The sequence below is a fragment of the Rhizobium sp. CBN3 genome, from assembly GCF_030518245.1.
Taxonomy (GTDB): domain Bacteria; phylum Pseudomonadota; class Alphaproteobacteria; order Rhizobiales; family Rhizobiaceae; genus Rhizobium; species Rhizobium aethiopicum_A.
The window spans coordinates 233,271-247,598 of sequence record NZ_JAULSE010000002.1 but is presented as its reverse complement, the minus strand read 5'-3'; the positions used below and the strand labels follow the sequence as shown (position 1 = coordinate 247,598).

Below are 14,328 nucleotides of genomic sequence, written 5' to 3'. Positions count from 1 at the left end.
TGTTAGCAGCATCGCACGTACTTGGTGTCCGCTACTGCGATCACGTAATTTTGCGGTCTACGCGCCAAACCTATGTTTTGTAAGTGACGGCTACCATTCCCGCCTTCGGCCGGTTTCTCAGCTACCCCAATGTGCATCGTGGAGGCCGGCTATCTGGCAGCGTAGCGAGGTGATGCGGTCGCTCCGCCGCTTGATTGCTGCAGACAACATAACCCAAAAGGAAAACGGCAAGGTCGAAGCCGAGCTGGCGATTGCACGGGCGATGCTCCGATCTGGGAAGGCACCATAAGCGAGCGAGGCCAGTCCGGCTCATGGACTGCCGAGATCGCAACTCACATGGTCGTGATCACACTAGCTGCGGCTTTACGACCCCGCCGGCCGCGACGTTGTTCAGGCCCCTGTCAACGCCCCATTGACGAGTGCGCGCAGTTCTTTGCGCACGGGAATGGCGCTCGAGGGCAATAGTTGCGTAAAGAGAATCACAACCATGTCGTCGACCGGGCTCACCCAGAAGAAGGTGCCTGCCGCCCCGCCCCAGCCATAGTCTCCCACCTGCGCCGAAATTTGTGCCTCGGCCGGATCGAGGACGACGGAGCCCAACAGACCAAATCCGACGCCATCAAATTGGGTCTCGGCCCAAACCTCGGCTGCCAACGAGGCAAGATCGCCTGGCAGGTGATTGCACGCCGCCAATTTCAAAGTGCGGGGACTAAGGATGCGTTCGCCGTCGAGTTCACCTCCAGCACGTAGCATTTCGGCGAACCGCCAATAGTCGTCGATGGTTCCAACTAGCCCGCCTCCGCCGCAAAAAGTATCAACCTTACCTTGCCGCCAGGCCGAAACCTCCGGCGCTTCGTGCAACGCCATGCCGCCAGCCGTAGCCTCATAGAGCGGGGGGAAGCGGCCGATCCCGGACTCCGGCACATAGAAGCCGGTGTCGTCCATGCCGAGGGGCTCGAATATCCGCGCCGCGAAGTACTTGTCGAGCGTCATACCGGAAACGACTTCAACGATGCGGCCGATGACATCTAACCCGGTGCTGTATTGCCATTTCGTACCCGGCTCCCATTCCAATGGCAGCTCGGCGATCCTGCGCACCATCTTGTCGAGCCCACCGTAGGCAAGGGCGAGGCCGAGTTTTTCTTTGGCATAAGCTTCGCCGAGTATTCCGGGGTTCGTAAAAAGGCTTAGGCCAGATGTGTGCGTCAGCAGATGGTGGATCGTCATCTTCGTTTTGACGGGCACGGTTTGGTCGAGCGACTTTGCGGCCGGTATCAGAAGCTGCATGTCTTTGAATTCCGGCAGGTAAGCTTCGACCGGATCGTCGAGATGAATTCGCGCCTCCTCGTACAACATCAACAGCGCGACGGCGGTGACAGGCTTAGTCATCGAGTAGATGCGGGCGATGATGTCGCGCTGCCAAGGCCGCTTGGCTTCGACGTCGACGTGCCCGGCGCAGTCGAAAAAGGCGAGCTTTCCATGGCGCGCGATGAGCACGGCACCGCCAGGCCAGCGCCCGGTGTCGGCATAGCGCTGCATCCACTGCTTCAGTCGCGCCAGCCGCGCCTTGTCGAAGCCGAGGTCCGTAGGATCAAGAACTGATTCGCTACTAAATTGTCTCATCGGGCAAATGCGCTCCCGCGCAGTATCGCCAAATAAGTTCTTATATTACGCCGCCGCAAATATAAATGAAATGGACGAGTAGATGGGCGATTCCTCCTAAATTGCCTCAAGGAAGCATGACGCAGCAGACAAATACCGATCTCCAGGTTCATAAACGTGGTGCGACTTTCACAGTAGTCTCATACCTCTCCTCCAACGCATGCCCGCAGCCAAATTCGTCACACTGCGCCGGTCCGTGGGGTGCAAAGAGTTCGAGTTTCCCCTGATCGCAAAGCCTCATCTAACGCAAAAAACCCCGCGGTTGTTGCAATACCGCGGGGCTCTTTGACGCCTGACCAGGGAGAGGAGGTCAGGCAGCCTTGACTTTACCCGATATGCGGGCCCATTCCGGCAGCCAGTCGCCGTGGGCGGCGAGCAGGTCGTCGACCAGCGACCAGATCTGGTCGAGGTCGAGCTCGGCCGCCGTATGCGGGTCCATCATCGCGGCGTGGTAGATGTGCTCGCGATTTTCCGTCATCAGCGCCTGCACCGTCAGTTCCTGGACGTTGATATTGGTGCGCATCAGTGCGGTCAGCTGCGGCGGCAGGTCGCCGATGAAGGTCGGCTGGATGCCGGAGGCGTCGACCAGGCAGGGCACTTCGGCGGCGCAATTTTCCGGCAGCGAGGTGATGCAGCCATTGTTGCGGACGTTGCCGTAGATCACTGAGGGTTCGCCGGTCCAGACCGAATTGATGATCGAGGAGGCATATTCCTTCGAGGACGTCACCTCAATCTTATCGGCGCTGCGATAGGCCTCGGCCTGGCCCTTCCAGCGCTCGATCTGCTCGATGCAGCGCTTCGGATATTCATCGAGCGGAATGCCGAATTTTTCGATCAGGTCGTCGCGGCCCTCCTTGATGAAATAGGGGGTGTATTCGGCGAAATGCTCCGAGCTTTCGGTGACGAAATAGCCGAGCCGCGTCAGCATCTCGTAACGCACCTTGTTCGGGCAGCGCGGGTTCCAGCCGGGCTTCGGCGCGCTGCCCTCGCGATAGCCGCGCAGCAGATCCGGATAGAGGTTGCGATAGGAGCCGTCGGCCTGCCGGTGCTCGAATTTGAGATAGAAGGCCATGTGGTTGATGCCGGCGGCGCGATAGCGGATTTCCTCGTAGGGAATATCGAGGTCGTGCGCCAGCTCCATCGCCGTGCCCTGCACCGAATGGCAGAGGCCGACCTGGCGGATGGTCGGATATTTCTCCGATATCGCCCAGGTATTGATCGCCATCGGGTTGACATACTGCAGCATGATCGCCTCCGGGCAGACGGCGAGCATGTCCTCGCAGACCTTCCAGAGATGGGGCACGGTGCGAAGCCCGCGCATGATGCCGCCGACGCCGAGCGTATCGGCGATCGTCTGGCGCAGCCCGTATTTCTTCGGCACCTCGAAATCGGTGACCGTGCAGGGCTCGTAGCCGCCGATCTGGAAGGCGACGACGACGAAATCGGCGCCGGCAAGCGCCTTGCGCTGATCGGAGTAGGTCTCGGCCTTGGCCGCCACACCGAGCGTCGAGATCAGCTTGTTGACGACGATGGCGCTTTCCTCAAGCCGCTGCGGATTGAGGTCCATCAGCGCGATCGTCGCGCCCGAGAGCGCCGGACGCTGAAGCACGTCGCCGATGATGTTCTTCATGAAGACGGTGGAGCCTGCTCCGATGAAGGTGATTTTGGGATTTCCTGCCATTATAGCCTCCGGCATTCGATAATCATGCTACCTCGAAAGCGGCCTTGACGAGCCGTTCGGTGTAGGCGGTCTTGGGATTGGTGAGAACTTCGTTGACGGGCCCCTCTTCCATGATCTTGCCATGCTGCATGACGATGACGCGATGGCAGAGCGCCCGGACGACCTTGAGGTCGTGGGAGATGAAGAGGTAGCTGAGGCCCCGCTCGTCCTGCAGCTTGCGCAGGAGTTCGATGATCTGCGCCTGGACGGAGAGGTCGAGTGCGGATGTCGGCTCGTCGAGCAGGATGAATTCCGGCTCCAGGGCGATGGCGCGGGCAATGGCGATGCGCTGGCGTTGGCCGCCGGAAAATTCATGCGGGAAACGCGACAGGATGTTGCCGGGCATGCCGGCGGCAATCAGCGCCTCCCGCACCCGGTCCTGCCGTTCGGCCCTCGTGGCGCCCAGCCGATTGACGACGAGGCCTTCCTCGATGATCTGGCCGATCGTCATGCGCGGGTTGAGGGATGAGAACGGATCCTGGAACACCACCTGCATGCGGGCGCGGAAGGGCCGCATCTCGGCCCTGGAAAGCCCATGGATCGGTTGGCGGTCGAAATGGATCTCGCCGGCCTGCGGCGTGTTCAGTCGCAGGATCGCCTGGCCGAAGGTCGTCTTGCCCGAGCCGGATTCGCCGACGAGGCCGAGGGTTTCGTGACGGCGTAGCGTCAGGCTCAGGCTGTCGACGGCGACGAGCTCGCGCATCTCGGGCTTGAGAAAAGTGCCGTGGCGCATCATGAAGCCGACGCGCACGCCCTTGGCGTCGAGAATGATATCCGATCCCTCCGGCAGCGGATTGGCCTGGCCGCGCGGCTCGGAGGCAAGCAGATGCCGGGTATAGGCGTGCTGCGGATTGGCAAACAGCGCCTCGGTGACGTTGTGCTCGCGCACTTCGCCATATTGCATCACATAGACATAATCTGAAAACTGACGCACCACCGTCAGATCATGGGTGATGAGGATGACGGCCATCCCCAGCTCTTTCTGCAGGTTGCGAATGAGGTTGAGGATCTGCGCCTGCACGGTGACGTCGAGCGCCGTCGTCGGCTCGTCGGCGATCAGGACATCCGGATCATTGGCGAGCGCCATGGCGATCATCACACGCTGGCGCTGGCCGCCGGAAAGCTGATGCGGATATTGCATGAGCCTGGCGGCGGGATCAGGGATCTGCACATGTTCGAGCAGCTCGAGCGCGCGTTTTTCCGCATCCCTCCGGCTGATCCGGCGGTGGACTCGGATCGCCTCGACGATCTGGCTGCCGATCGTATAGATCGGGTTCAGCGAGCTCATCGGCTCCTGGAAGATCATCGAGATACGGTCGCCGCGCAGTTTGCGGCGCGCCCGCTCGGAGAATTTCAGGATGTTGCTGCCGTCATAGGAGACGGTCGATTTGTCCGAGACGACGGCGCGCTTCGACAAAAGCCCCATCACCGTTCGCGCCGTCACCGATTTGCCGGAGCCGGATTCGCCGACGATGGCGATCGTCTCGCCACGATAGAGCTGGAAGGAGACGTCCTTGACGGCTTCGACCATACCGTCCTCGACCTTGAAGTTCACCGCGACGTTGCGGGCGTCGATGATGGGCGTGTCGGAGCGGCCGTCATGATCGTGGCGGACGGGCGGGGCGAAGGAATTGACGAGTGCAAGAGCCATATCAATCACCTCAATAAGGATCGACTGCGTCGCGCAGTCCGTCGCCGAGCGCATTGAAGGCGAAGACGGTGACGAGCACGAAGCCAACGGGGGAGAGAATCCAGGGATAGGAGCCGATGACCGAGTAGGTCGCCGTATCCTGCAGCATCAGCCCCCAGGAGATCAGCGGCGGCTTGACGGCGAACCCGAGGAAACCGAGGAAAGATTCCAGCAGCACGACGCTCGGGATAGCGAGCGTCACAGCGACGATGACGTGGCTCAAGACGTTGGGCAGGATATGCTGGATGATGATGCGCCGGTCGGTGGCGCCGACCGCCATCGCCGCCCGGACATAATCGATGCGGGCAAGCGCCAAGGTCTTGCCGCGCACCTCGCGCGACATCTGCGCCCAGCCGAGCGCCGACATGACGACGATGACGAAGGCGAGGAAGACATTGGTCGGCGCCGTCACCGGGATCAGCGAGGTCAATGCCAGATAGAGCGGCAGCTGCGGGAAAGCGAGCACCAGTTCGACGAAGCGCTGCAGCCAGATATCGAAGGTGCCGCCGAAATAGCCGGAAACCATGCCGACCGTCGTGCCGATGAGCGTGACGATGAAGACCACTGTCAGCGCGATCATTAGCGAGATGCGCGAGCCGATGATGGCGCGCGACAGCACGTCGCGGCCGAACTTGTCGGTGCCGAGGAAATGCACCGGCTGCCCGTCGGTCGAGCCGAAGAAGTGCCGGTCGGCCGGGATCAGGCCGAACAGCTTGTACTCCGCGCCCTTGACGAAGAACCCGAGCAGCCGCGGATTGTCGTAGTCCATACCGACGATCGGCTGGAAGGTGACGGGATCGAGCTCCTCGGAATCCGACAGCGCATAGACGCGCGGCTGGAAGACGAAGTTTCCGTCCTTGTCGTGGAAGCTCATCACCTGCGGCGGCGCGAAGCCGACATCGGTCGCCTTCGGGTCGATCGGCGCGAAGAAATCGGCAAAGACCGCCATCAGGATCAAGAGCCCGACGAGCACGAGGCCGATCACGCCGGTCCAGGAGCGCCGCAGCCGGCGCCAGACGAGCGCCAGATAACTTTCGCTGCCATGCGAAGGCTTCTTGACTGCGGGTTCGGTTGTCGGTGGTGTGTCGGACGAATCGAAAGCAAGCATCTCAGGCTCCTCCGAACTGGCGCACGCGCGGATCGAGAAGCGCGAGCAGCATGTCGGCGATAATATTGCCGACGATCAGCGTCGCCGACAGCACCATCATGAAGGTGGCGGTAACATAGACGTCACCGATCGCCATCGAGCCGACGATCGCCGGGCCGACGGTCGGCAATGCAAAAATGATTGCGGTTTCGATCTCGCCGGTCAGCATGTAGGGCAGCACGACGCCCTGGTACATCACCAGCGGATGCAGCGCGTTCGGCACCGCATGGCGCATCACCACCGCGCTGCCGGAAAGGCCCTTGGCCTTTGCCGTCTCGACATATTGGGCATTCAGCGTATCGAGCAGATTGCCGCGCATGACGCGCATGTTGTAGGCGAGCCCGCCGAAGGTGGCGATCGCCACAACCGGCCAGACATGGTGGACGAGATCGAGGAATTTCGCCCAGGACCAGGGTGCGCCGCCATATTGCGGCGAGAAGAAGCTGCCGATCTCAGTCACGTTGAACTGGAAGACCAGGAGATAGACGATGATCAGCGCCATCAGGAAGCGCGGCACCGTCATGCCGAGAAAGGAGACTGCCGAGAGCGTGCTGTCGATCCAGCTATATTGCCGCGTCGCCGCCCAGATGCCGAAGCCGATGCCGAGCACGGAGGCGAAGATGTGGCAGACGAGCGCCAGCAGCAGGGTGCGCGGCAGGCGTTCGCCGACGACGTCGGCCACCGGCTTGTTGTAGAACATGCTGTAGCCGAAATCGCCGCGCGTGACGATGCCGCCGATCCAGTTGACGTATTGGACGACGAGCGGCTTGTCGAGGCCGTGTTCGACGCGATAGGCCTGCGCCTGCGCGTCGGCCTGGGCATAGGATGCGCCACCCTGGTTGATCAGCTGGGATCTTATGTAATCGGCATAGTCGCCGGGCGGAGCCTGGATGATCGCGAAAGTCACCACGCTCAGGATCAAGAGAACGGGGATCGCGGAGGCTATGCGCACGAGCAGGAATCGTAACATCGGACGGTTCGCTTCGCTTTGCCGCCAGTCGCTCCTGTCGGCGCGGCCGGCTCGTTGGTCATATCAGGCCGCGCGCGGCACGCGCGGCCCGGAACTCACTTCAGCTGGGAGGGAACTCTTCCCGCGCGCCGCATCGGATGCGACGCGCTTTAGCTCTTGGTTTCAGGCAACATGCGTCAGTTGATAGGGCCTCAGTTGTTCGGGCCTCAGTTGGTCGGGCCCTTATCGCCGGGCTTGCCGGGCAGCTGCTCGGGGAACAGCTCGTATTTGCCCTGCTTGTCGGCAGCCACCCACAGGCGTTCGCGGATAACCGAATCTTCAGCCCAGTTGAACATGAAGATCGGCGTTCCCTGGGGCACGTTGGAGAAGCGCTTGTTGATGATCAGGGCGCCGGGATATTCGGTCAGTCCCACCGTATTGACGTGTTCGGTCGAGATCTTCTGATACTGCTTCATCAGATCGACGCGCTCGTCATTGTTCTGGCTGGTGGTGAACTTGTTGACGACGTCGACAAGTTCCTGTTCGAACGGCATCAGATCGAGCTTGTCGTCCTTGCCGGCGCGATGATGCCAGCTGGTGCGCGGACCGACCGGGGCAAGCTGCTCGGTATTCTGCACCACCGACGACAGCTCCGTCGTGTTGCGCTGGATCAGCCAGTCGAAGCGGCCGGCATAATGGGCATCGTCACGCTTGGCGCCGTCGAGCGCATTGATAACGATCTTCAGGCCGAGCTTCTCCATCTGGCCGACGACACCTTCCGCAAGGCTCTTGTCGGTCGTGTACTGATTGTTGATCAGCATGACGATTTCGACATCCTTGCCGCCCGCTGTGCCGGCCGGGAAGTTCACGATGCCGTTGCCGTCGGTATCCTTGAGGCCCGCTTTGGCAAGTTCCGCCTTGGCGCCCTTGAGATCGAAGGGATAATAGACGGTGGAGTTGCGGTCGTAGAAGCTGGTGCCGGAGGAAAGTCCGCCCGGATAGATCGCCGTGAACGGCCCCTTGACCAGCGAGTCACCGATCGCCTTGCGATCCAGCGCCATGCTGACGGCCTTGCGGAAGTCCTCGTTGCGGTTGAGCTCGCGGATCGCCTGACCGCGCTCGTCCGGGTTGCCCCAGCCATTAGCGGAGAAGTTCATGCGCAAGTTATAGCCGATCAGACGCGGGCCGAAGGCAAGGCGGGCGGGCGCGGTCTTTTCCGCAGCGCGCTTCAGTGAGGCGACGAAGTTTTCCGGCTGCTCGAGATTGGAGAAATCGGCGGACCCGGCCACGGCCTGAACGTCGCGATCGGCCCAAGTCGAGAGCTTGTAGTGCAGCTCGTTGAGATAAGGCAGCTGATTGCCCTTTTCGTCGACCTTCCAGTAATAGGGATTGCGCCGCAGGACGATGATGTCGTCGGGGCGATATTCCACCGGCACCCAGGCGCCCATCACAGGTATGTTCATGAACTCCGGCGGGAAGGCGTTCTTGAACTGGTCGTAGGTGTTCTTCGAATATTTCGGATGCTGCGGCTTCAGGATGTGCGACGGACCCGGGCAGAAGTTCGGGTAGGCCATCGTGTAGAGGTACTGCTTCGGGAAGGCTTCCTTGAAGGTCCATTCGACCGTGTAATCGTCGATCTTCTTCAGCGTCGTGCCGACACCGAAGGCTTCTGGCGAAGCGCCGCCGCCGAGCGGCGAGACGTTCGGATCGATGACCTCGTCTTCCCAGTAGAACATGATGTCGTCGGCGTTGAACGGCGCGCCGTCAGACCACTTGGCGCCTTCGATCAGGTGCATGGTCAGCTTATGGCCGTCCTCCGACCAGTCCCAGCTCTTGGCAAGGTTCGGCAGCGGCTCGGTATCCTGGGCCTTCACCTGGAAGAGCGGCGCGGTGCGCGTCAGGCATTCCGACAGGCCAATGTCGATGCCGCCCCAGCCCTGCGTCTGGCCGGCGCCGTAGTTCCAGCCTTCCGGCCGGCCGCCGATGACATGGCGCATCGTATCGCCGTAGACGCCGGTGCCGTCGGGCATATTACCGGTCTTGAAGACCAGCGGCTCCTTCGGCAGCCGGTCCTTGACCGCCGGCAGCTTGCCGCTGGCGACGAAATTCTTGGTGACCCAGTCGGGCTCGTGATATTCGGGCAGCGCCTTGAACTCCAGGATGGAGTCGCGCGCGACATAGTTGATCTTGCCTTCGGCCGGGAATTCCGGCGGCACCGGCGGAACGGTCGCCTCGGAGGCGTAGGCATTCAGCGCCATGACTGAGACGCCGAGCGCCAGTCCGGCCAGAATGCTTGTCTTGCGGAAATTCATCATCGTTTCTCCCTCTGTTTCGGAGCGCGGTCACGCGGGCTCCTGTTCCTCGCACGATGTGAAAGCGGGTTTGATGTCATGGATTTCCCTCCCGGAAACCCATGACGACCCATCTTCCACGAAAAAGTCAGACGGCCTGTTTCAGCGCCGCCTTTTCCGCACGCAGCTCCTCGATCGAGCGGACGTTGCGGCGGGCAGCCCCCGCCCAATCGCGGGTCTGCACCTTCGATTTCGACAGCCGCTCCTTGGCAGCCGGCACGGCATCGGCATATTGCGGCAGCCAGCGCGCCTGGGCAACGACCATCTCGTCGACCATCTGCCAGACTTCCTCCGGCGTCGAGACGGCGCCAACCAGCGGATCGTGCAGCACGGCAAGCTTTAAGAGGTCGATATCGCCCGAGATGGCGGCATGCACCGACATGCGCTGGACGTTGATCGAGGCGATGCAGGTGGCAGCGCAGGCTTCCGGCAGGGTGACGCCCGAGACCATGTTGATGCCGAAGCGATCGACGAAGCCCGGCGATTCGATGATCGCATCGGATGGCAGGTTGGTGATGACGCCGTTGTTCTTGACGTTGAAATGGCCGCGATAGACCCGGTTCGTTTCCAGCCCTTCCAGGATGTGGCTGGCATGTTCGTTCGAGCGCCTGGCCGGATCGATCGGCTTGGAGGCGGATTCGAGGAACTGCGGGAATTCCGTCTCGAACCAGTTGCGGGTTTCCGTCGAGTGCCGGAGGTAACCGCCGGTCTCGCCGTGGATCCAGTCGGACATGTCGATCCAGCGGGTGATTTCCTCCGGCCGCTTACGGTACCAGGGCAGGTATTCCGAGAGGTGGCCGTTGCTTTCGGTGGAATAGACGCCGAACCGCTTCAGCACGTCGATGCGCAGTTTCTCCTGCTGCGAATAGACGGGATGCGCCTCGAAGGCGGCGACCAGTTCGTCCTTGCCGATCTTGCGGCCATTGAGGCGCAGGTCGATGAACCAGGTCTGATGGTTGATGCCGGAGCAGATGTAATCGAGTTCGCGCACCGATTGGGCGCCGAGAACCTCGGCGATCTGTTCGGCGCCATGCTGGACGCCGTGGCAGAGGCCGACGGTGTCGACCTTGCCGTATTCGATCGCCGCCCAGGTGTTCATCGCCATCGGATTGGCGTAGTTGAGGAATTTCGCGCCCGGCTCGGCGACTTCTCTTATATCCTTGCAGAAGTCGAGGATGACGGGAATGTTGCGCTGGCCATAAAGGATGCCGCCGGCGCAGATCGTATCACCGACGCACTGGTCGATGCCGTATTTCAGCGGGATCCTGATATCGTCGGCATAGGCTTCGAGCCCGCCGACCCGGACGCAGCTGATGATGTAACGCGCGCCTTCCAGCGCCTTGCGGCGATCGGTCGTCGCCGTCACCTTGGTCGGCAGCTTGTTCGCCTCGACGACCCGGTCGAGGATCGCCTTGATCATTTCGAGGTTATGTTCGCTGAGATCCGTCAACGCGAATTCGACGTCGCGGAACTCCGGCACGCACAAAATGTCGGTGAACAGCTTCTTGGTGAAACCGACGCTGCCCGCACCGATGATAGCGATTTTGAAACTCATGATCTTCACCTCGGTCCAATCGAATGCTAGAGAAAAGATTGATGTGGAGGAACAGGCCGCATGCCGGTGCATGGGGTTGAAAAAGCCGTAAAACTGCCTGTTTTCCTCCCGACCGCTCGATCGGCCGTGGTCTCTTCCTTCTTGTCGAGCGGGATTATGCCCGAAATCGGCAGGCCGACCAGAGAAGGATTATGCTTTCAGGGGTAATTTTGTGCTGCAGGATTTAATCGCCAACGGACAGTCGATGAGGACGGTTTCGCTGCCCCGCGGCCGCCAGCGATTGCACGCCATGCCGACCAGCGCCGGTTACGAGGTGCGCGAGAACGAGACCTATGACTGGGACGGCCGCAGACGCGGCCAGACGCCCTTCACCGTGCTGCAGCACACGATCAGCGGCAGCGGCCGGCTGCGCTACCAAAATCGCAACTACCGCCTGCAAGGCGGCGACACGCTGCTGGTGCTCGTGCCGCACAATCACCGCTATTGGCTGGAGAAGGGCGAGCGCTGGGAATATTTCTGGATCTCGATGAACGGCGAGGAAACCCTGCGCATCCATCAGCTGGTGCTGTCGACCGCCGGCCCGGTCTTGAAGCTGCAGCCTTCGACGATCGACCATCTGGCCGATTGCAGCCTGCGCCTCGTCAAAGGCGCGACCTCGCCGGGCACGGCCTCGGCGATCGCCTATGAAGCGGCGATGGCGCTCTATGACGACGTTTTCGGCTCGCCGGCCTTTGCGGCCGAGCTCAGCGTGATGCAGCCGGTCATCGATCATATCAACGCCAATCTCGAAAAGCCGCTGCCTGTCGGCGAACTTGCCGCCATCGTCGGCCTCAGCCGCGCGCATTTCTCGCGCAGCTTCGCCGAGAGTGAGGGCGTGCCGCCGGCCGAATTCGTGCTGCAGCAGCGGCTGCAGCGCGCCGTCAAACTTCTCACCAAGGCGGACTTCCTGCCGGTCAAGGAAGTCGCCATCATGTGCGGCTTCGAGGACGCCAACTATTTCTCGAAGGTCTTCCGCCGCGTCTATGGCACCAATCCCACCGAATTCCGCACGACCGGCATGTATGCCAGCATCGGCAAGCCGAAATAGCTTCAGCCCCAGAGCCGGTGTCTTCAGGCCCGGACCTCGAACACCATGTTGAACGGCGTTTCGGTCGCACGACGGAAATGCGTGAATCCGGCATCAAGCGCCACCTTGCGCAGCTTCGTTTCTCCCGCCTGCGCGCCGAGCCCCAGCCCCACCTCCTGGGAGAGCGATGCCGGGGTGCAGATCATCGTCGAGGCGCCGTAATAGACGCGGCCTACCGGATTCAGGTTGTCCTTCAGACGGTCATGGGCAAAGGGTTCGACGATCAGCCATGTCCCGTTCGGGGCCAGCGTCTCCTTGACGTGCCGGCCGGCGCCGACCGGATCGCCCATATCGTGCAGGCAGTCGAACATGGCGACCATATCATAGCCGCCTCCCGGAAATTCGGCCGCCTTGCCCTGCTCGAAGGTGACGCGATCGGCGACGCCAGCCTCTTTCGCGGCGGCCTTCGCCCTTTCGATCGACGGGCCGTGATAGTCGAAGCCGGTGAAACGCGAGGCGGGATAGGCCTGCGCCATCAGGATGGTCGATGCGCCGTGACCGCAGCCGACATCGGCGACCCTGGCGCCTGCCTTGAGCTTTTCCTCCATCCCGGCAACAGCCGGAATCCATTCGTTCACCAGATGGCTGTTGTAGCCCGGGCGAAAGAACCGTTCGGTTCCACGGAAGAGGCATGTGCTATGCTCATGCCAGCCGAGACCCTTACCAGTGCGGAAGGCTTCGGCGACTTTCGGCTCATCCATCCACATGGATTGCACGACCTCGAAGGCGCCGACGAAGAAGGCGGGGCTGTTTTCCTCGGCAAAGACCATCGCCTGTTCCGCCGTCAGGCTGAAGCGATCGGTTTTTTCGTCGTAAGTGACATAATCGGCGGCAGCCTGGGCGCTCAGCCATTCCCTGAGGTAGCGCTCCTTCACCCCGGTTTTCGCGGCGAGCTGCTCGACGCTCAAAGGTGTCCCATCGGCCATCGCCTTGAACAACCCCACCTTGTCGCCGAGCACGACCAAGGCACCTGACATGGCGGCGCCGACATCGCCGACAAGACGGCCGACGAGCGCATCGAGTTTCTGCATATTTGGCTCACGCATTGTGACCTCCCGGGGTGCGTGACAAGGAGGAGTTAAATTAGACCGTGATAATATTCAGTCAATCAACCCTCCCCTTGCCCAATCAGGTAGGTCGTCACAACTCGCGTCTAGCCGGCGTCATCATCACGTGCTTGCTTTCCCAGCCTGTGGGCACATCTTCATTGCTGACCCAGGCCAAGGATCGGAGTTTCAATGCAAGACGGTTCGTCGTGTCTATCTCCAGCCCAGTGCCGGGCAGCACGTGCCCTGATCGGATGGTCTGAGGATGACTTGTCCTCAGCCTCGAAAATCCCCAAGGCGACGATTGCCGGTTACGAGGCCGGAAAGCTGTCCCCTGATGAGCAGGCTTTGCGTGATATGAAACGCTGCCTGGAAGATGCGGGCGTGCTTTTCATCCCGGAAAATGGCGGCGGCGCCGGCGTTCGCTTGGCAAGACCTGCATCGGCTTCTATAGACACTGACGAGACCGAGACGGTCCAATACGAAGAATATCTGAAAAACGACGCCCCTCCCGGCGCTGGCGGTTGAATGGCAAAGAAACAGAAGCTTGAGCACTCCGAATTGGCGGGGGAATTCACCGACGACGGCGTGACGGTGCTCGTCGACATTTTTCGAACCTCCGGCAGCAATGAGGACTGGACAATGGAAGTCGTCACCCAGGCGGAGGATCTGATCCGCTGGGAGGAGCCCTTTGCGACCGACCGGGAGGCCTTCGACGAATTCCTGGCGGTCGTCGAGCGGGACGGCATCCGATCCTTCCTCGACGATGAAGAACCTTCCGTGCATTGAGGGGCAGCCTCGTGAAAAGCATCAATGATCTCGTCGCCTCGGCGAAAACCGTCTGCGAGCGATATCGGGCCGGGCGGATGGAGCGCGAAACCGTGCGCGAGTGGGTTCTCCGGCTGGGCGCCTATCCCCCGCCGCACGGGGATCGCGTGCGCGAGGCGGCCGAATGGTTCCGCCTTCACAATCGCGAACCTGTTTCCGAAGATATTGTGTTGGGGGACATCGACCGGCTCGAGGCGATTTCTGCGCTGTGATCCGGGCGCGCGAGCTCTGTCTGGAATAACTTCCGCCTCGAC

General features: G+C 61.4%; 12 protein-coding genes. 4 read left to right on the top strand and 8 right to left on the bottom strand.

Annotation, left to right across the window (positions count from 1 at the left end; translation table 11 throughout):
* Positions 1–390 precede the first annotated feature (390 nt).
* The 7 genes from QWJ46_RS03895 to QWJ46_RS03865 form a co-directional block, all read right to left on the bottom strand.
* Positions 391–1,623: a serine hydrolase gene (locus tag QWJ46_RS03895; RefSeq protein ID WP_302749127.1), complete on the bottom strand. Its 1,233-nt coding sequence runs from the start codon at positions 1,621–1,623 to the stop codon at positions 391–393.
* A gap of 349 nt (positions 1,624–1,972) precedes the next feature.
* Entirely contained in the window at positions 1,973–3,343 is a 1,371-nt protein-coding gene (locus tag QWJ46_RS03890; protein WP_302749126.1) for an alpha-glucosidase/alpha-galactosidase, read from the bottom strand.
* Positions 3,344–3,365: 22 nt separating this feature from the next.
* Positions 3,366–5,033 (bottom strand): ABC transporter ATP-binding protein, encoded by a 1,668-nt coding sequence (locus tag QWJ46_RS03885; protein WP_302749125.1) that lies wholly within the window; start codon positions 5,031–5,033, stop codon positions 3,366–3,368.
* A 10-nt stretch (positions 5,034–5,043) separates the two neighbouring features.
* Positions 5,044–6,180, bottom strand: coding sequence for an ABC transporter permease (locus tag QWJ46_RS03880; RefSeq protein WP_302749124.1), 1,137 nt, complete (start codon positions 6,178–6,180; stop codon positions 5,044–5,046).
* A gap of 1 nt (position 6,181) precedes the next feature.
* Positions 6,182–7,189 carry an ABC transporter permease gene (locus tag QWJ46_RS03875; protein WP_184455867.1) on the bottom strand — a complete coding sequence of 336 codons (1,008 nt, stop codon included), beginning with the start codon at positions 7,187–7,189 and terminating at the stop codon, positions 6,182–6,184.
* A gap of 206 nt (positions 7,190–7,395) precedes the next feature.
* Positions 7,396–9,483 (bottom strand): ABC transporter substrate-binding protein, encoded by a 2,088-nt coding sequence (locus QWJ46_RS03870; protein ID WP_302749123.1) that lies wholly within the window; start codon positions 9,481–9,483, stop codon positions 7,396–7,398.
* A gap of 124 nt (positions 9,484–9,607) precedes the next feature.
* The gene (locus QWJ46_RS03865; RefSeq protein ID WP_302749122.1) at positions 9,608–11,074 is read right to left on the bottom strand and encodes an alpha-glucosidase/alpha-galactosidase; all 1,467 of its coding nucleotides are present in this window, start codon (positions 11,072–11,074) and stop codon (positions 9,608–9,610) included.
* 244 nt (positions 11,075–11,318) lie between these two features.
* On the opposite strand from QWJ46_RS03865, the gene QWJ46_RS03860 reads away from it, so the two are divergent.
* On the top strand, positions 11,319–12,161 hold the full coding sequence (locus QWJ46_RS03860; RefSeq protein WP_302749507.1) for an AraC family transcriptional regulator: 843 nt from the start codon (positions 11,319–11,321) through the stop codon (positions 12,159–12,161).
* Positions 12,162–12,184: 23 nt separating this feature from the next.
* On the opposite strand, the gene QWJ46_RS03855 is transcribed toward QWJ46_RS03860, so the two are convergent.
* Positions 12,185–13,246, bottom strand: coding sequence for a class I SAM-dependent methyltransferase (locus tag QWJ46_RS03855; RefSeq protein WP_302749121.1), 1,062 nt, complete (start codon positions 13,244–13,246; stop codon positions 12,185–12,187).
* Positions 13,247–13,438: 192 nt separating this feature from the next.
* Between QWJ46_RS03855 and QWJ46_RS03850 the strand changes: the two genes are divergently transcribed.
* From QWJ46_RS03850 to QWJ46_RS03840, 3 genes are read left to right on the top strand one after another with little or no spacing between them, the layout of a single operon-like run.
* Positions 13,439–13,774: a helix-turn-helix transcriptional regulator gene (locus tag QWJ46_RS03850; protein WP_302749120.1), complete on the top strand. Its 336-nt coding sequence runs from the start codon at positions 13,439–13,441 to the stop codon at positions 13,772–13,774.
* A complete protein-coding gene (locus QWJ46_RS03845; RefSeq protein WP_085861482.1) occupies positions 13,775–14,035 on the top strand; it encodes a hypothetical protein in 261 nt (86 codons plus the stop codon).
* A gap of 11 nt (positions 14,036–14,046) precedes the next feature.
* A complete protein-coding gene (locus QWJ46_RS03840; RefSeq protein ID WP_302749118.1) occupies positions 14,047–14,286 on the top strand; it encodes a hypothetical protein in 240 nt (79 codons plus the stop codon).
* Positions 14,287–14,328 lie beyond the last annotated feature (42 nt).